This is a genomic window from Ketobacter sp. GenoA1, assembly GCF_003671475.1.
Lineage (GTDB): Bacteria > Pseudomonadota > Gammaproteobacteria > Pseudomonadales > Ketobacteraceae > Ketobacter.
Window position 1 is genome coordinate 81,679 of the sequence record NZ_RCHM01000009.1, and the last position, 17,142, is coordinate 98,820.

13 protein-coding genes are annotated in these 17,142 nt (G+C 56.5%); 7 read left to right on the forward strand and 6 right to left on the reverse strand.

Annotation, left to right across the window (positions count from 1 at the left end):
* Nucleotides 1-26: 26 nt before the first annotated feature.
* From D9N13_RS01780 to D9N13_RS01800, 5 genes are all read left to right on the forward strand, one after another.
* The gene (locus tag D9N13_RS01780; RefSeq protein WP_290585134.1) at nt 27-1,259 is read left to right on the forward strand and encodes a hypothetical protein; all 1,233 of its coding nucleotides are present in this window, start codon (nt 27-29) and stop codon (nt 1,257-1,259) included.
* A gap of 45 nt (nt 1,260-1,304) precedes the next feature.
* Nucleotides 1,305-3,923 (forward strand): LamG domain-containing protein, encoded by a 2,619-nt coding sequence (locus tag D9N13_RS01785; protein WP_290585136.1) that lies wholly within the window; start codon nt 1,305-1,307, stop codon nt 3,921-3,923.
* A 10-nt stretch (nt 3,924-3,933) separates the two neighbouring features.
* A complete protein-coding gene (locus D9N13_RS01790; RefSeq protein WP_290585138.1) occupies nt 3,934-5,520 on the forward strand; it encodes a general secretion pathway protein GspF in 1,587 nt (528 codons plus the stop codon).
* A 285-nt stretch (nt 5,521-5,805) separates the two neighbouring features.
* The gene (locus D9N13_RS01795) at nt 5,806-7,449 is read left to right on the forward strand and encodes a lipoprotein insertase outer membrane protein LolB (protein ID WP_290585140.1); all 1,644 of its coding nucleotides are present in this window, start codon (nt 5,806-5,808) and stop codon (nt 7,447-7,449) included.
* A 1-nt stretch (nt 7,450) separates the two neighbouring features.
* Complete coding sequence (locus D9N13_RS01800; protein WP_290585142.1) at nt 7,451-8,002, forward strand: FMN-binding protein; 552 nt, start codon at nt 7,451-7,453, stop codon at nt 8,000-8,002.
* A gap of 116 nt (nt 8,003-8,118) precedes the next feature.
* Here D9N13_RS01800 and D9N13_RS01805 read toward each other — a convergent pair whose 3' ends face one another.
* From D9N13_RS01805 to D9N13_RS01825, 5 genes are all read right to left on the reverse strand, one after another.
* Nucleotides 8,119-8,913: an ABC transporter ATP-binding protein gene (locus tag D9N13_RS01805; protein WP_290585144.1), complete on the reverse strand. Its 795-nt coding sequence runs from the start codon at nt 8,911-8,913 to the stop codon at nt 8,119-8,121.
* A 15-nt stretch (nt 8,914-8,928) separates the two neighbouring features.
* A complete protein-coding gene (locus D9N13_RS01810) occupies nt 8,929-9,951 on the reverse strand; it encodes an ABC transporter permease (protein WP_317622444.1) in 1,023 nt (340 codons plus the stop codon).
* A gap of 63 nt (nt 9,952-10,014) precedes the next feature.
* On the reverse strand, nt 10,015-11,325 hold the full coding sequence (locus D9N13_RS01815; RefSeq protein ID WP_290586611.1) for a CmpA/NrtA family ABC transporter substrate-binding protein: 1,311 nt from the start codon (nt 11,323-11,325) through the stop codon (nt 10,015-10,017).
* A gap of 359 nt (nt 11,326-11,684) precedes the next feature.
* Nucleotides 11,685-12,554: a class I SAM-dependent methyltransferase gene (locus tag D9N13_RS01820; RefSeq protein WP_290585146.1), complete on the reverse strand. Its 870-nt coding sequence runs from the start codon at nt 12,552-12,554 to the stop codon at nt 11,685-11,687.
* Between the two features lie 23 nt (nt 12,555-12,577).
* Nucleotides 12,578-12,892, reverse strand: coding sequence for a Rieske (2Fe-2S) protein (locus D9N13_RS01825; RefSeq protein WP_290585148.1), 315 nt, complete (start codon nt 12,890-12,892; stop codon nt 12,578-12,580).
* A 351-nt stretch (nt 12,893-13,243) separates the two neighbouring features.
* Between D9N13_RS01825 and D9N13_RS01830 the strand changes: the two genes are divergently transcribed.
* Nucleotides 13,244-14,278 carry a FecCD family ABC transporter permease gene (locus D9N13_RS01830; RefSeq protein WP_290585150.1) on the forward strand — a complete coding sequence of 345 codons (1,035 nt, stop codon included), beginning with the start codon at nt 13,244-13,246 and terminating at the stop codon, nt 14,276-14,278.
* A complete protein-coding gene (locus D9N13_RS01835; RefSeq protein ID WP_290585152.1) occupies nt 14,268-15,053 on the forward strand; it encodes a heme ABC transporter ATP-binding protein in 786 nt (261 codons plus the stop codon). The genes D9N13_RS01830 and D9N13_RS01835 overlap by 11 nt, the downstream gene beginning before the upstream one ends.
* A 23-nt stretch (nt 15,054-15,076) precedes the next feature.
* On the opposite strand, the gene D9N13_RS01840 is transcribed toward D9N13_RS01835, so the two are convergent.
* Entirely contained in the window at nt 15,077-17,116 is a 2,040-nt protein-coding gene (locus D9N13_RS01840; RefSeq protein WP_290585154.1) for a hypothetical protein, read from the reverse strand.
* Nucleotides 17,117-17,142: the final 26 nt, after the last annotated feature.

The window sequence follows — 17,142 nt, forward strand, 5'->3', positions numbered from 1 at the left end:
CAGCCAGGAATGATAGGTGTAGCACCATGTTAAAAATGAGAAAGGTAAACCTAGCGCGCAGCGCGGGTGCCGTCATGCTGGGCATGGCCATTGCCATGACCGGATCCCTGGCCCAGGCCGGGGCGCGGGATCAGGCCAAACGCATGTACGACCGCATTGCCGGCGTACCCCCCACAGAAGCTGAGTTGAACGCCATGATGGCCATCATGGACGCTGACAACGATGATGTGACCGACAGTGACGCCGCTGCCCAGGCTGCCGCCGAGCTGGCGTTGGATTCATCCGGTTTTTACAACGTTACCCTGAAAAACATGGCAACGCCCTGGACCAACGAGGAGCAGACCCTGTTTGCGGACCTGAACGATTTCACCGCCACGGTCATTGGTTTGGTGCGCGATGGCGATGATTTCCGCAAGGTGCTCTACGATGATGTGATTTATGTGGGTGCCATCGGTGGAATTTCACCGTACTCCAACGATTCCAACGATCATTACGTGGAGTTGGAGGCCAGTGGTGAAAACCTGGGGGATCCGGCCGTGTTGGAACGGCGTACCCAGTCCAGCGTCACGGCGCTGGATTCCGCCGCCACCGCTGGTGTGATGACCACGCGGGCGGCAGCCAAAGCGTTCTTTGTGGCCGGTACCAACCGCGCCATGTTCCGCTTTACCATGATGAATTTTATGTGCCGCGATCTGGAGCAGGTGCAGGATACCTCACGTACGCCGGATCGCATTCGTCAGGATGTCTCCCGCAGCCCCGGTGGTGACAGTCGGATTTTCCTCAACCGTTGCGTGGGTTGTCATTCCGGTATGGACCCGTTGGCGCAGGCCTTTGCCTATTACAACTGGACCGGTGAGGAAGGCACCGAAGCGGGGCGGCTGCAATACACTGCCAATTCGGTGCAACCCAAGTACCTGATCAATGCCGATAATTTCCGCTACGGATACGCCACTCCCAATGATAATTGGGACAACTACTGGCGCGAAGGCCCCAACTCCGTATTGGGCTGGAATGCAACGCCCTTTACCGGCAATACCGGTTCCGGCAGCGGCGCCAAGTCCATGGGGGCTGAGCTGGCCCATTCCGACGCCTTTGCCGAATGCCAGGTGAAGAAAGTGTTTACAACCGTTTGCTTGCACGAACCCACCACCAGTGCGGATCACTCGCAAGTGTCATCCATGGTGAGCAACCTGGAAGCCAGTAACTACAACCTGCAGACTGCGTTCGTCGATGCCGCAGCCTACTGCCGTGGCGATTGAGCCCCTGTGTTGTAACGGCCTGACTGGATACTGTGGAGAATTAAAATGAATGTGATAAGCAAACTGAATACCCGAACCTGGCTGACATCGATGTTGATGTTGGCAGCCCTGGTGTTGTCCGGGTGCGGCGGTGGCGCCTCAACGGAAACCAATGAGCAATACAATAACGGCCTGGGCAATAGTGATGACCAGGTCACCTCCGGGCCCAGCACCTACACCGGCCCGGTGTGCAGCACCGAGGATGCGTGTCGCTTCAAGCAATACTTTTACGACGAGCTGCGTACCAAAACCTGCAATAACTGTCATGGTAATGGCAGTGAAACCAAGTTCCTCAATCCGGACAATGTCAACCAGGCCTATGCCCAGGCGGTGGGCATAGGCATCAACCGCAACAACCCGGCGGACAACCAATTTGTTGAGAATGCCGGCAACGGACACTGGGATGCCTGCTGGTTATCCAGCACAGCAGCCTGTGCCTCGGAGATGACCGATTATGTGGATCGCTGGATCAACGGTGTCAGCTCCAGCAGCACCGAAATTCAGTTGACGGCACCGGACGAATACCAGATTACGGTGACCAAACAGATGCCGGTTGCCGGCACCGCCGACTATGCCACCGCGGTCAATGCCTTCCAGACCTATATCTATCCGCTGTTCGCCGAGTACAACTGTGATGGTTGTCATCGCTCCGATGCCCTGACACCACAGCAACCGTATTTTGCCAGTGCCGATATCAATGAGGCCTATGATGCCTCCCGCAGTAAAATTGATATCGAAGACGGTGTTCAGGATCGGGTGCTGGCGGAAGCCCTGTCGCGGTTTGTGGTACGACAGCGCAGCGAGTTCCACAACTGTGGTGAGGCTTGTATGGCCAATGCCCAGGAAATGCTGGATGCCATCAAGGCCTTTGAAGATGCTATCCCCAACCCCGATGCGGTGCCCGACAGTTGGGTCACCAGCCGTGCCCTGATTCTGGAGCGTGACGGTATCCTTGCCAGTGGCGGTGGCCGCATCGATACCGGCGCCATTGCCATGTGGGAATTCTCTGAAGGTGACGGTGCCCTGGTGCTGGACAAGAGTGGCGTGGATCCTGCCATGAACCTGGACCTGACCGGCGATTACAATTGGGTGGGTGGCAATGGCATCCAGTTTCTGCCCGGTGGTAAAGCCCAGGCCACGATCGTTTCCAGCAGCAAACTGGCAACCCGCATCAAGTCCAGCAACGCCTATTCGCTGGAAGCCTGGGTGGCGCCGGCCAATGTGACCCAGGAAGGCCCGGCCCGGATCATGACCTATTCCGACGGCAATACCAGCCGTAATTTCACCCTGGGGCAAACCCTCTATAACTATGACTTCCTGCACCGCAGTTCCAGCACCGGCGGCAACGGCGATCCGGCTTTGTCCACAGCGGATGATGACGAACGTCTGCAGGCCACCTTGCAGCATGTGGTGGTGACCTTCGACCCCATTAATGGCCGCCGTATTTACGTCAACGGTGAGTTCACCGGCGATGCGGACCCCACCTCTGCAGGGAATCTGAGTGGCTGGGACGACGGCTTTGTTTTCATCATGGGCAATGAGGCCACCGGCGATCATCCCTGGGAAGGAATTATTCGCTTTGCGGCAGTGTATGATCGTGCCCTGTCCCAGGATGAAATTACCACCAACTTTGATGCCGGTGTGGGCGAAAAGTACTTCCTGCTGTTTAAGCTGGAACAGTGCGATGACCTGGGTGAAAACTGCGAAGATCTTACCGGCATTAACGATGGATACGACAGCTATGTAGTGTTCCAGGCAGCCGTTTTCGACAGCTACAGTTACCTCTTCAGCGATCCTTACCTGTATCGCATTCAGGGGGAGGGCACCACCACCCCGGAATCCAGTTACAACGCCATTCCGCTGATGGGCATGCGCATTGGTATAAACGGTAAAGAACCCACGGTGGGCCAGGCTTATGCCAAGTTGCAGACTACGCTGGATTCCAGCCTGTACACCGAGGAAACAGGCCAGGTGTTGTCTGCCATTGGTACGGTATTGCCCATGGAGGGAGGGTCCAACTCCGATGAGTTCTTCCTCACCTTTGAGCAGATCGGCGGTTTCTCCGATGTGCGGGTAGAGGCCACCGTAAGCCCTTTAGCCCCCACCGTGTCGGAACAGGAACCGGACGTGGGGCTGCGTAACTTTGCGGAAATCAATGCCTCCATGGCCAAGATTACCGGCGTGCCGATTACCAACAGCGATGTGGTCTCCACTTACAATATCGTTAAACAGCAACTGCCCACCACCAGCTCCGCGGAGACGTTCCTGTCCTCCCACCAGATGGCGGTAGCGCAGATGGCCATTGAGTATTGCAGCGCCCTGGTGGACAACACCAGCCTGCGGGACGGGTTCTTCCCGGGCTTTGTCAGTAACTTTGGTGTGGGGGTAAGTTCCGCATTCGATACCACGGTAGAGCGCGACGCGATCATTAATCCGCTCTTTGATAAAGTAGTGGGCAGTGGCCTTTTCTCTCAGCCGGATGAGGCAGCAATGAAAACCGAATTGGATGATCTGATTGTATTGTTGGCGGGCCGCCACGTGGGTGAAAGCGCCACCGAAACCCAGAAGATCGTCAAAGCAACCTGTGCCGCCGCGCTTGGCTCGGCCGCCGTACTGGTACAGTGAGGGTAGCAACATGAAAAAGAAACCAAATACATTAGATCCCAATACCCCGCTGTTGTATCCCGACCATCAACGGCCCAAGTCACGCCGTGATTTTATTCGGCAAGGGTTGATGACCGGTGCCGCGGGTGTAATGGGTCCGGGTTTGATGGGGTTGTTTGCCAACCCCAAAGCCGCCTATGCAGCCTTGTCTGACGACATCGCCACATTACGGGATTCCTGCGGTATTACCGTGCAAGGTGCGGGCAAGATTCCGTTTATCTGTTTTGATTTGGCCGGTGGTGCCAACATCGCCGGCTCCAACGTGCTGGTGGGTCAGCAGGGTGGGCAGGAGGATTTCATCAGCACCGCCGGCTACAACAAGATGGGGCTGCCCGGTGATATGGTGCCCAGCATCATGAACCCGAACACTAATCTCAGCGATTTTATCGATAACACCATGGGCTTACTGTTCCACTCCGACAGCGCCCTGGGGCGGGGTATTCGGGAAAAAGCCTCCGCCGCAGCGCTGGGTTTGGTGGAGGGGGCGGTGATTCCGGCACGCTCGGAAAACGACACCGGCAATAACCCCCATAACCCCATGTACGGCATCTGGCGGGCTGGCGCGGACGGTGAATTGTTGACGCTGATTGGTTCCCGCAGTTCCGATTCCGGTGGTAATTCCATGGCCCCCGCCATGATGATTGACGGCAGTGTACGGCCCACGAAAGTGGATCGGCCCAGTGATGTCACCGGCCTGGTGGATACCGGCAAGCTGGTGGGGCTGTTGGATCAGGCGGATGTGGTCAGCGTTATGGAATCCGTGGCTCGCATCAGTGAGCAAAAAATGGCGAATCAGGCTATTAATGCCACTGTGACCCGGGAAGAAGTGATTCGTGATCTGATCCGTTGTGGTTACGTGAAAAGCGCTGATCTGGCGGATCGTTATGGGGATCCCACCACGCTCAACCCGGAAGGGGATCCGGACATTGTCGGCCCGGCGGGCATATTTTCCTCCGGAGAGTTCAGTGGCGATGGCGAGTTCCGCAAAACCGCGTCGGTGATGAAATTGGTGGTAAACGGCTTTAGTGGTGCCGGTACCGTCACCATGGGCGGTTTTGATTATCACACCGGTGATCGTGCCACTGGAGAAATGCGTGATCTGCGGGCCGGGCGCTGTATGGGTGCCTGTATCGAATACGCCCACCGGGTGGGTGTGCCGTTGTTCCTGTATGTGTTCAGTGATGGCTCTGTGGCCAGCAACGGCATGATCGACGATTCACCTAATGGCGGTGGCAAGGGCGTTTGGACCGGCGATAACTCCTCCACCGCGGCGTCCTTCTTCCTGGTTTACAACCCCAATGGGAAAGCTGCCATGACCGGTAACGTAGCCGGCCGCCAGATCGGCTGGTTCCGGGCCGATGGTTCGGTGGAAACCGCTTCCAGCCCGGCGGCCAACAACCCTAACCTGCTGGTGGAGACGGTGGTGCTGAATTATATGGCTCTGCACGGTGAGCAGAATCTGTTTACCAATGCCTTCCCCAACCATGGTTTGGGCAATGCCGGCATGCGGGATGGGCTTACGGTGTTTGACCGTATTGTGGATGGCACCATGAGTTAATTCCGTTCTTACTCACTAATTTTAAGTACTTACCCACAACAAAGCCGACAGATCCTGTCGGCTTTGTTGTTTCTTACTGCGTGTTTTTAATGACAAACCCGCATTGAGTCCGCGCTCACCTGCCATTACCTCACAGTATTCCTTCGGTATTGCTCTGGGACAATATTGATAAAATGTCTCGTTCGGGTTAGCATCGAAGGGCGTTAGCGTTCAGATAGCAGTTCAAATAACGATTCGTATAACAACAACCAAAGCAAATAGACCTATAAGTGGGAGGTTGGCTGTATGCAGGCCCTTCGAGTGCTCGTTTTACCCTGTACCCTGATCATTGGTTTTGCCTTGCAAGGCTGTTCATCTGTTTTACCCAAGAAGGAATTCATCCCCGCTGACCCGGAAACGCTCAACGAATGGTCCGTGGAAGGGGAGATCAGCATCAAGAGTGAGCAAGGCAAACAGAAAACCTGGTTCGAATACCGTCAGATTGATGGTGAGTATGAGCTGTCACTGCGACCCGATTCGCCGGTGGGGAAAACCAGGGCGGTGTTGTCCGGCTATGAAGGGGAGGGCAATGTTCAGGTCAACGTCATTGATCCGGCGGCGCGGGATTTGACGGAGGCGATACGCGAAAACCTGCCCATGGATAATCTGGGTTACTGGTTACGGGCGTTGCCGGCCAGCGCTAATGCTGAAATCGAAACCGATGCGGATCGGGTGACCGAGCTGAAGGAAGCGGATTGGGAGATCGAATACGCAGATTATATGGAAGTGGGCAGCTACCGGTTACCGGATGAGATTGCCATGGAAAACCCCAATGCCCGGGTGGAAATGGAGATGGTGCGGGCCGAAACCGGCTTTCTGAGCAGCCCCTGCGCTACGGGTTTTGATGTGGAGGCCAGTGCCCCGCGTACAGCCCGCCTGGCAGCCAACCCGCATGGGGGGGTGATCAACCAACTGGTTCCGCGCAATGGCGAGGCCCCGTTGCCGCGCTGGATCAACGATCAGGATTTCTGTTCGCAATTATTCAAAGTGCATGGTGACATTCCGGATAGCCGGGTGGGGTTGTATGGTCCGGATTCCATGATGTGGCGATTGACCTCCCGGGTTACCCCTGCGGCCATGGGAGCCGGGCGCGCACTGTTGTTGCAAACTGCCCACCCCTGGATTACCGCCGGCATCGATGAGCATTCCATTGTGCGCTACGATCCCCTGGAGCGTGGCCGTCGTACCTTTATCTATGTGTCCACTCTGGTTTACGGCAGTATGCCCCAGGTGATGTCCGCCGCCCATACCGTACACAAGATCCACAATGCCATCGAAGGTCAAATCCCTTACGAAGCCGGTGCCTTCAAGAAAGGCAGTGACTACGGTGCCAATGAAGTCTCTGCCATGATCTGGGTGTCGGCCACCCTGTGGGATACGCTGGTACGTATGTATGAGGAATATGAAGAACCGCTGACGGACAACGAGAAAGCTCAGTTCTACGAAGAGATAAAACTGTTCAATATGATGTTCGGGATTCCGGAGAGTGCCATGCCCAGGGACTGGGCTGCGTTTGTCGATTACAACGAAACCATGTGGTATAGCCCCCAATTGACGGTAACCGAAAACGCCAAAGCCCTGAAAGAGGATCTGTTCAATCAGAATTCAATCCTGCTGGCGTTCCCGCTCTGGGTGCAGGAGGTGGCCACCGCCGTTAATCTGCCGGCACCGGTGCGGGAGCAGTACGATATGGATTACGGCCTGTGGTATACCCTCAATTATTACGGTTGGATCAAGCCCTCTTCCAAACTGTATAACTGGCTGATGCCTGATTCCATTGCCGTTAACCCGGTTTATCACGAAGCCCAGGCGCGCCTGCGCGGTGAACGGGTGGGTTGGTACCAGCAGAAAATCATCAGCGCTGCCGGTGTGGAACGGTTGGTGAATTAACATGATGTTGGTAGTACGTGCTCTGATGTTGAGTTGGTGTGTGGCAGTGCCCGGTGCTTTTGCGCTGGGCATTCCCCAGATTATGCACATGAGCAAGGAGGATTTTCTGGCCCAGGCGTTTGCGGATGAGCCGCAGTGGAGCATGTTGCGCCTGAAGCGCCCGTTGAAGCAACGGATCAACCAGATCCTTGGTCACCCTTACCCCGGCGGGCGTATCCGCTATTGGCACCAAGGCCCCCGTACCGCCTGGATCATCGATGAAATCGGTAAGGAGATGCCCATCACCATGGGCCTGGTGGTGGAAAACAATGCCATTATTGAGGTGAGAATTCTGGTGTACCGTGAGGAGAGGGGCGGGGAAGTGCATGAGCCTTCGTTTACCCGGCAGTTTGCCAACGTAACGCTGCAGGGAGATGGTCTGTCCAGGCAAATTGATGGTATCAGTGGTGCAACCCTGTCGGTGGATGCGGTAACCCGGGTGGCGGAGCTGGCGTTGGTGTTACATGAGTGGGTTCTGGATGGCCCAGCGCCGGAACAGCTCGCCCATCAATAGCGTTAAACAAAAGCGTTAAACAAAAGCGAAAAAAGCAAACGCAACCCGATGTGCCTCGGTTGCGTTTGTTGGTTCGGAGAACACCAGAAACTTTCTTAAGCATTCACGCCAATCAATTACGCGGCATCCGGTTTGGAATGACGCTCGTGCAGGAAGCGCAGCACTTCGGCACGGTAATGGTTGTACTTGGTATCGTCCGCCAATTCCAGCCGGTGCCGTGGTCGGGCCAGATCGATTTCCAGTATCTCACCGATGGTTGCCGCCGGGCCGTTGGTCATCATGACAATCCGGTCAGACAGCAGCACGGCTTCGTCAACATCGTGGGTAATCATGATCACGGTGTTGTTGAGCTCGGACTGGATTTCCATAACGGAATCCTGCAAGTGCGCCCGGGTCAACGCGTCCAGGGCGCCGAACGGTTCGTCCATCAGCAAGACCTTGGGTTTCATGGCCAGGGCGCGGGCAATTCCCACCCGTTGTTTCATACCACCGGAGATCTCGCCGGGGCGTTTGTGCATGGCGTGATCCATATGCACCAGATGCAGATTATGTTTGATCCATTCGTCCATTTCTTTTTTGTTCATGGAGCGCTTGAACACCTGCTTCACCGCCAACTCCACATTCTGGTAGGCGGTCAGCCAGGGCAACAGGGAGTGGTTCTGAAACACTACGGCTCGTTCCGGGCCGGGTTCATTCACTTCTGCTCCGTCCAGCAACACACTGCCCTGGGTGGATACCAGTAGCCCTGCCACGATATTCAGTACGGTGGATTTGCCGCAACCGGAGTGGCCGATGAGGGAAACAAATTCCCCTTTGTCAATTTTCAGGGTGACGTTGTCCAGTGCTTTAAAGGTGCCCTTGGGGGTATCGAAATCCATGTGCACCTGTTCGATGGTGAGATAACCTTGCATGATTCTGTCCTCCAATTAACGCACGATGGCGTCTTTATCCCAGGAAAATGATTTCTGCAGGGAAAGCATCAGGCGATCCAGCAGGAAGCCGATGAAGCCAATGGTAATCACCGCAACCATGATACGGCCCAGGGACTGAGAGCTGCCGTTCTGGAACTCATCCCAGACAAACTTGCCGAGGCCGGGGTTTTGCGCCAGCATTTCCGCGGCGATCAGTACCATCCAGCCCACACCCAGAGATAAACGCAAGCCGGTAAAGATCATGGGAACCGAGGACGGCAGCACGATCTTGATGATTTTGGTGTGCCAGTTGAGACGCAATACTTTGGATACGTTCACCAGATCGTTATCGATGGAGGATACCCCAACAATGGTATTGATCAGGGTGGGCCACAAGCAGCACAGGGTAACGGTGATGGCGGAGTTGACAAAGGATTTGGCAAAGAGCGGATCATCCGATACGTAAAGTGCACTCACCACCAGGGTGACGATGGGCAGCCAGGCCAGGGGTGAAACCGGTTTGAACAATTGAATGATCGGGTTCATGGCGGTGTACATGGTTTGACTCAAGCCACACAGAATGCCCAGGGGAATGGCCACCACACTGGCCAGCAGAAAACCGGCAAAGACCGTCAACAGGCTGGTAAAAATCTGGTCGATATAGGTGGGTTTACCTGTGTAATCCCGAATCTTTACTGTGGCATCAGGATTCTTGGCCAGTTTTTTCGCGTTGCGTTCTTCCTGACGCTCATAGAAAGCGGCTTCTTTAACCCGTTCAGCTTTGTGTTCTTCCCAGAGCCCGATGGTCTGTTCCCATACCGCCGCCGGCCCCGGCATTTTACCCAGGCTGGTATCAACCTGAGACGCACCCATGTGCCAGATGCCCAGAAAAACTGCGAACGCAAACAGGGGAACACCCAGAGAGCGAATAAGATTGTCGATGTGTTCTTTGGGGTTTTGCAACGTGAACAACTTCATAATAGACACCAGCCAGGAAAAACCAATGGATTCAAACAGATTCATTACCCGAGCAGTCATTGCATGTGCCTCCTGTTACGCGACGTTGCCGGAGCCCTAGCTGCTGGCCCCGGCACTGGTTACTTAAAGCTTGTCTTTTTCTTTCAAGCCGATGGGAAACTTGGACAGGTACTCGTTAGGCTTGGTACCGTCGAACGTTATGCCATCGATGAACTCTGATTGTGGTGACTTGAAGCCGTCCTCGTCATCAGCAGGAAAGTCTTCTGCTTTCATTTTGCCTTCTGCAATCAGCAGCTTGGCTGCTTTCATGTAAATGTCGGGGCGATACACTTTTTTCGCCGTTTCCATATACCAGCTGTCGGGTTTTGCATCGGCAATCTGCCCCCAGCGACGCATTTGCGTGAGGTACCAGATGGCATCGCTGTAATAGGGATAGGTGGCGTTATAGCGGAAGAACACGTTGAAGTCAGGCAGTGAACGCTTGTCACCTTTTTCATATTCGAAGGTGCCGGTCATGCTGTTGGCGATCACTTCGTAGTCCGCACCCACATAGTTGGGCTGTGACAAGATCTTCACGGCTTCCTTACGGTTTTTGTTGTTGTCCTCATCCAGCCATTTCGCGGCGCGGATCATGGCTTTTACCACTGCCAGGTGAGTGTTGGGGTTTTTGTCGGCCCACTCTTTGGACACACCAAATACTTTTTCCGGGTTGTCTTTCCAGATTTCGTAGTCGGTAATGACGGGGACACCGATGCCTTTGAACACCGCCTGCTGGTTCCAGGGCTCCCCTACGCAATAGCCGTAGATGGTGCCGGCTTCCAGGGTGGCGGGCATTTGCGGTGGCGGTGTCACAGACAGCAACGCATCGGCCTGCAGCTGGCCGGAGATGTCGCCTTTGTGCGGTGCGTAATAACCGGGGTGGATGCCGCCGGCCGCCAGCCAGTAACGCAGTTCATAGTTGTGAGTGGACACCGGGAATACCATTCCCATGTTGAAGGGCTTGCCTTCTGCTTTGTATTTTTCAACAACCGGCTTCAGGTAATCCGCTTTGATTGGATGCACGGGTTTGCCATCTTCATGGGGCACGTGCTTTTTCATTTCATCCCATACAGAATTGGAAACGGTGATCCCGTTGCCGTTTAAGTCCATGCTGAAGGCGGTAATAATGTGGGCCTGGGTACCGAAGCCGATGGTGGCGCCGAGCGGTTGGCCTGCCAGCATGTGGGCACCATCCAATTCACCGGTGATGACCCGGTCCAACAGGATTTTCCAGTTGGCCTGCGCTTCCAGGGTGACATACAAGCCTTCGTCCTCGAAGAAGCGTTTTTCGTAAGCGATGGCCAAAGGCGCCATGTCGGTCAGCTTGATAAAGCCGAACTTAAGATCTTCCTTTTCCAGTTCCAGTTCTTCCGCCTGCAGTGGCGCGCTCATCATGCCGGTTGCGGCAGCCCCAATTACTAAGCTTTTGGCCAGCGATTTCAGGGAGAAATCTTGCAGCCATTTTTTGCCGGATGTTCTCATTGCTTACTCCAAATATGAAAGTGGTCCAAATCAATTAAGTACCGAAGCTCCTGGGCCAAGGGTTTCAACATGCATGCCAAGTTGACCAAAACAGACGAAAGAGGAAGCAGAATGGGTTTTTTCGAATTTTTGTTTTAAGTTGGGGCGCAACTTTATGGGGTGTGCACCAAAGAAAAGCCGGCGATGTGCGCTTTATTAGAAACTAACGAAACAAAAATGGGCCATAAACAGGCCCATTTTTTGATTTGTGCTCTTTAATGGAACGAAATGGTTCAGTCAGAATGAATCTGGCATTCCACCACCCGCACAATACTGTTGGCGCGTTTGCCTGCGACGGCGGCAGTCCGGGGCAGGGGTATCGGCAATATGTCCTGGAATTGTTCCGGTTTAAAAACAACGACTTTGCTGAAACCGCAGTCCCGTAATCCCTGCTCAATTTGTGCAGAGCCTCTGAAATGCAGATTCACATGGGCGCGGGTGGCCAGTGCCAGCATACCGGTGCCGGCGTTGATCAGCGGTGCCCAGGGTTGCTTCAGTTTGGGGACCAGGTCGGTGATGTACCAGGCCTTGGGAAAAGTCCGGCCCAACTGCGCCAGCCGGCGCCAGACCTGACTGATATCACTGAGGCGAAAATAGTTCACCAGGCCTTCGGTGATGATCAACGTCGGCCGTGAGGGGTCCAGTACGTTGTTCATGACGTAATCCAGGCCATGGGGTTTGCCTGTATCGAATACGTCGCAGCCCACCACCTGATGGTCCGGGCCAAATCCGCCGTGTTGTTGCAGCAGTGCCCGCTTGCGTGCCGCCATGTGAGGCAGGTCCGCCTCCACGTATTTCAGGCCGGGATACTTGCGTGACAACTTATAGCCCCGTGGTGAATAGCCGCAGGCGATTTCCAGAATCTGGCTGACACCCTCATGTTTGATGAGCCAGTCGATGCGATGATCAATGATGTGGTGTCGTTGCAACAGAATGTCGTGGATCGTCACGCCCAGCAAGCGCTGGCTGGCCCGCTCCACAGGTTGCGCTGCCTTATACAACAGCCTGGCCCGGGGTGAGGTGAAGAAACGGGTGGACATCCCGTTTTCGTACCACACGTGCCCGGTGAACAGGGCGGTAAAACTGATGCCGGTGGAATCCATAAAGCCCCCGTAATGCGATTGGTCTAAACCAGGCGAACGCTGTCGCCGTCAATTTCAAAGCGGGCGGCTTGCAGTGCCTGGCCCGCGCAGGGCCCGGCAATGCAGTCGCCGGTTTCGATTTCAAACAGGGCGCCGTGGTTGGCGCACTGAATAAATCGTTTTTCCATATCCAGAAATTCGTCCGGCTGGAATTCCAGTGGAATGCCGATGTGAGGGCAGGCATTCACGTAAACGTAAATCTGTCCGTCTTTTTTGACGGCGAATACGGATTGGCCGTCCACCTCAAAGCCGCGGGCGGAATCTTCTTCTAGCTCGTGTACCTGGCACAGGACTGTCATGGTATTACCCCTCTGTGATGCGCGCTGAAAGAGGGTAGAACGATACCATGGCGAGGTAAACCTTGCGTATACGAAAATTCTTTTTCGAAAAAGTGTTGCATCGGTAAATGATAATTATTATCATTATTTCCGTGTTGTGAAGAACCTGTTTGGAAAGAATGGCTCAGTGCCTTGTCATGGCCCCTCTCTCCTCTCTACACCTGAATGGTGCTGAATCGTTGCCTTTCATGTTCTCACTCACAGTTCGTGGTGCGATTACCGGGGGCTCCAGAGCCCCCGGTTTTTTATTCATGGCCCTGCCTTTCCTGCCTCCTTATAATACCCGGCTCATTGGTTTAGTGATGTCCTTTAATGTTTTACTCCAGACCCCTTGTCTTTCTGGTTCTGCTGCTGGCCCTGCTGTTGATGAGCGTCCTGCTGTCCCTGTCCCTGGGCTCGGTGGCCGTCCCGCTGGCGGACCTGGTGCCGGTGCTGACCGGGCAGGTGGCAAGTCGACCGGGGCTGGAAACCGCTGATCTGGTGATCTGGCAGATTCGCATGCCGCGGGTGTGTCTGAGCCTGTTGGTGGGTGCCTGCCTGGCGCTCTCCGGTGCCATGGTACAGGGCCTGTTCCGTAATCCCCTGGCTGACCCGAGCCTGATCGGCGTGTCCGGCGGGGCGGCGGTGGGCGCCGCGGTGGCCATCGTGCTGGGGGGGTCCTGGCCCTGGTTTGCCCCCAGTTGGAATCTGCCGTTGTTTGCCTTTATTGGCGGCACCCTGGTGACGGCGCTGGTGTACCGCCTGGGGGTAGGCCCCTTGGGAACCTCCGTTGCCACTATGTTGCTGGCGGGGGTGGCGATCAATGCCATGACCAGCGCCTGCATCAGTTATCTGGCCACCACCGCCGAGGACGTGCGGCTGCGCAATCTGGTGTATTGGCTGATGGGCAGTTTCAACGTGGCGTCCTGGGAAAAGGTGGTTTGGGTGGCACCGTTTACCCTCTTGTCGCTGCTGACCATACCCAAATTATGGCGGGGCCTGAATGCGTTGCTGTTGGGGGAATCCGAGGCCCGCCATCTGGGCATCCGGGTTGAGCGTCTGCGCTTTGTGGTCATCGTGCTGGCGGCACTGACGGTGGGGGTGTCGGTGGCATCGGTGGGGGTGATCGGGTTTGTCGGCCTGGTGGTGCCCCACATTGTGCGCCTGATGCTGGGCCCGGATCATCGCTGGCTGCTACCCGGTTCGGCCCTGCTGGGGGCGGCGTTGCTGAGCCTGGCGGATCTCGCCGCCCGTTTGGTGGTGGAGCCGCTGGAGTTGCCGGTGGGTGTGCTCACCGCCGTATTGGGCGCACCGTTCTTCCTGTTTCTGGTGACGCAGCGGCGCAGGGGGCAACTCTATGGTGTCTGATACGGTATTGCGGATGGCAGGGTTGGGATTCCACCTGCGTGACCGCTGGCTGCTGCAAGGGATTAACCTGCAGGTAACGCAAGGGGAGTGCATCGCCGTGGTGGGCCCCAACGGAGCCGGCAAGAGCACCCTGTTCAGGCTGTTGTCCGGAGAGTGGCAGCCCGCCAGCGGCGACATTGAATTCAATGGCAGTGCGCTTAAGAAATGGGCGCTGAGTGATCTGGCCCGGTTGCGGGCGGTGCTGCCGCAAGCTTCCAGCCTGAGCTTTCCATTCATTGCCCACGAAGTGATTCTGATGGGGCGCATGCCCCATGCCAGCGGGCGTGAACAGGATGAAGCCATTGTCGAAGAAGTGATGCAGGTATGCGATGTGAAACACCTGGCCCGGCGGCAGTACACGGCCCTCTCCGGTGGCGAACGGCAACGGGTGCAGCTGGCCCGGGTACTGGCGCAGATCTGGCAGCCGGAGGCACTGGGCCATCGCCTGTTATTGCTTGATGAACCCACCTCGGCCCTGGATCTGTCCCATCAGCTGGATCTGATGCAGTTGGTGCGGGAAGTGTGTGGCAAAGCCGTCACGGTGCTGGTGATTGTCCATGACCTGAATCTGGCGGCCCGCTTTGCCGACCGGGTGATGATGCTGCATAACGGCAGTTCGGTGGCATTGGGGCAACCGGCGGAGGTAATGCGCCCGGATCTGATTGAGTGCGTATTCAACGTAAAAACCCAGGTGATCGAGCACCCCATGTATGGATGCCCGCTGGTGGTAAGTTAGCCGGGCGGTCCGATTATGGGGGTTCAGGCCTGGGGGGCCCCCGGGCTGGCCTGCAGCGTCAGCTCGGCACAGCGTTCCTTACCCCAGCTGCGTTGGATGTAGCCCTGAATGGTGGCGATGTTCTCCATGGGCACTTTATCCGGTTCGCCCGGTTCCTGGGTGTCATAGTGAAAGATGTACACCCGCGAAGCAAAACGCTCGAACTCCAGTGAAGACTCACCGTACAACTCGCCGTTGTCGGCGGTGCACACCACCACGCCATCCCCCCAGTCCTGACCGCTGTCATTATTTGGGTTGTAAAAATACACCCGCATGACGCCGTTCGGATCCAGGGCCACCCGCTGAATGGTGATGGCGTGCCAGCCAATAAAGCGGGCGGCACTGTCGGTAATGGCAATGCCCGCCGGTTGCGGATGGATCAAGGGCTGATTGCCGTTGTAGTAAGGATGGTAATAAGCGTAGAAATGGCGTAAGAAATCCTCGAGATTTTCCAGCTGACCGGTGGCTACATTAACGTTGATGCGAAAGCCCCGGCATACCCGCCAGCCATGGAACTCCGGGTTGATCCAACGATGGGGATCCCCCTCGCGGCCCGCGCACAGGCGCCCCATGGCACCGTAAATAAAATCCAGGTGGGGCACCAGCAAAATAGATACCGGATCCAGATCGATGGGCAGGGGCCGTGCGGTATCCTCCAGCGCCGGGGCCGATGAGATGGGCTGGCCTTCGAAGTGCATGATGATTTCGTCATCGCGGGCGGCCGATGCGATCAACTGCAGCAGGAAATCCGGATCGATGTGCGACCAGATTGAAAGGGCCCGCGCCGACTGGCAGGTTGGATTGTTGCCCTGGCCGATACCCAGAGGCAACCCCAGCATCAGCAGAACCCCTTCCAGTAACCGGGTGCGGGGGGACACGGCGCTGCCGAACACCAGGTTCAGCCGCTGCTGCGACCAGGGGGATAAGCCCAGGCTCAGTTGGCGCCATAATGACGGTGCCACCGCCGGTTGGTAGAGAATGCCGCGCTCCAACATCAAGGTCAGGCCGTAAATGGCCTGTGGGGTATGGGGTGTGACAGCCTCTTCAATGAGCGCCTTGACCAGGTCGTGATAACACAACAGGCTGTCGCGCCCGGTGCCGGACAGGCCCAGTGCATCCACAATCAAATGGGGCTGGGATTCGCACAGGGTGCGCAGCAGGACAGCATGGTAAGGCGACACCAGGCCGGTGTCGTGCATGGCCCGGGAACAGCCAAACGCTTCTGATTGCAGCGCACTGCTGTCCAGGTGCTGCAGGCGCTCGGCATACACCACCACGCCCGGATCTTCCCGGCATAACTGGGTGGGGCCAAACAAACTGCTTACCAGGCGATCCGCCCCCTGAATCAACGCCTCGGTGCCGAGACCGGTGTTGTTCAGGTTCAGATTGGCCGATCCGCGACAGATGGCGATCTGCGTTACCATTTGCTTTACAGAATCCACCTGGATCGGGCGCTGGCGCAGGATACGCCAGATCTCGGCGATCAGCTGATCCATCACGTACTCAAAGCCAATGCGTTCCGCCAGGTAGGTCAGCATGGCGCGGGGCACCTTGGCCAGTCGCCCCTGGGATTCGCGCTCAGCTTCCGACATCGGTGTAAACAGCATGCTGAGATTGATCGCCAGCACCTGGGTCAGAAAGTGGTGGGCCTGCTCGGCGGACACCTTGGCGTGCACCACATCGCCCATGGCGATGGCCAGCAGGCGCAGTTCACTCAACGCCTCGATCACCACCACATCACTGCTGGGGCTCTTCAGAGAATGACAGGTGAGCGCTGGTAACAGAATGTGCGGCTGGGCCCAATCCGTACCGGCAAACACGCCGGCCGCTTCCAGCGCCTGGGAGCGCGCCTCAATCTCGGCGAAGCCGTCCGCCAGCATCAGGCGGCGGGCCAGATCCAGCACCGGCATAAGTTTTGCCGGTTTGGCGAAATCGCGGGCGTTGGCGAGGCGCTCAATGGCGGCGTCTAAATCCTGGCTGAGCCGTTGGCGCTTGGCCGGGTCAGCGGTATCCACTTGTGTCATTCCAGGGCGTGCGCTCCGGTAACCGA

Excerpts from the sequence above, each read along its gene's own strand:
- D9N13_RS01780 (WP_290585134.1), top strand. The coding sequence starts at position 27 with ATGTTAAAAATGAGAAAGGTAAACCTAGCGCGCAGCGCGGGTGCCGTC.
- D9N13_RS01785 (WP_290585136.1), top strand. The coding sequence starts at position 1,305 with ATGAATGTGATAAGCAAACTGAATACCCGAACCTGGCTGACATCGATG.
- D9N13_RS01790 (WP_290585138.1), top strand. The coding sequence starts at position 3,934 with ATGAAAAAGAAACCAAATACATTAGATCCCAATACCCCGCTGTTGTAT.
- D9N13_RS01795 (WP_290585140.1), top strand. The coding sequence starts at position 5,806 with ATGCAGGCCCTTCGAGTGCTCGTTTTACCCTGTACCCTGATCATTGGT.
- D9N13_RS01800 (WP_290585142.1), top strand. The coding sequence starts at position 7,451 with ATGATGTTGGTAGTACGTGCTCTGATGTTGAGTTGGTGTGTGGCAGTG.
- D9N13_RS01805 (WP_290585144.1), bottom strand. The coding sequence starts at position 8,913 with ATGCAAGGTTATCTCACCATCGAACAGGTGCACATGGATTTCGATACC.
- D9N13_RS01810 (WP_317622444.1), bottom strand. The coding sequence starts at position 9,951 with ATGACTGCTCGGGTAATGAATCTGTTTGAATCCATTGGTTTTTCCTGG.
- D9N13_RS01815 (WP_290586611.1), bottom strand. The coding sequence starts at position 11,325 with ATGATGAGCGCGCCACTGCAGGCGGAAGAACTGGAACTGGAAAAGGAA.
- D9N13_RS01820 (WP_290585146.1), bottom strand. The coding sequence starts at position 12,554 with ATGGATTCCACCGGCATCAGTTTTACCGCCCTGTTCACCGGGCACGTG.
- D9N13_RS01825 (WP_290585148.1), bottom strand. The coding sequence starts at position 12,892 with ATGACAGTCCTGTGCCAGGTACACGAGCTAGAAGAAGATTCCGCCCGC.
- D9N13_RS01830 (WP_290585150.1), top strand. The coding sequence starts at position 13,244 with ATGTTTTACTCCAGACCCCTTGTCTTTCTGGTTCTGCTGCTGGCCCTG.
- D9N13_RS01835 (WP_290585152.1), top strand. The coding sequence starts at position 14,268 with ATGGTGTCTGATACGGTATTGCGGATGGCAGGGTTGGGATTCCACCTG.
- D9N13_RS01840 (WP_290585154.1), bottom strand. The coding sequence starts at position 17,116 with ATGACACAAGTGGATACCGCTGACCCGGCCAAGCGCCAACGGCTCAGC.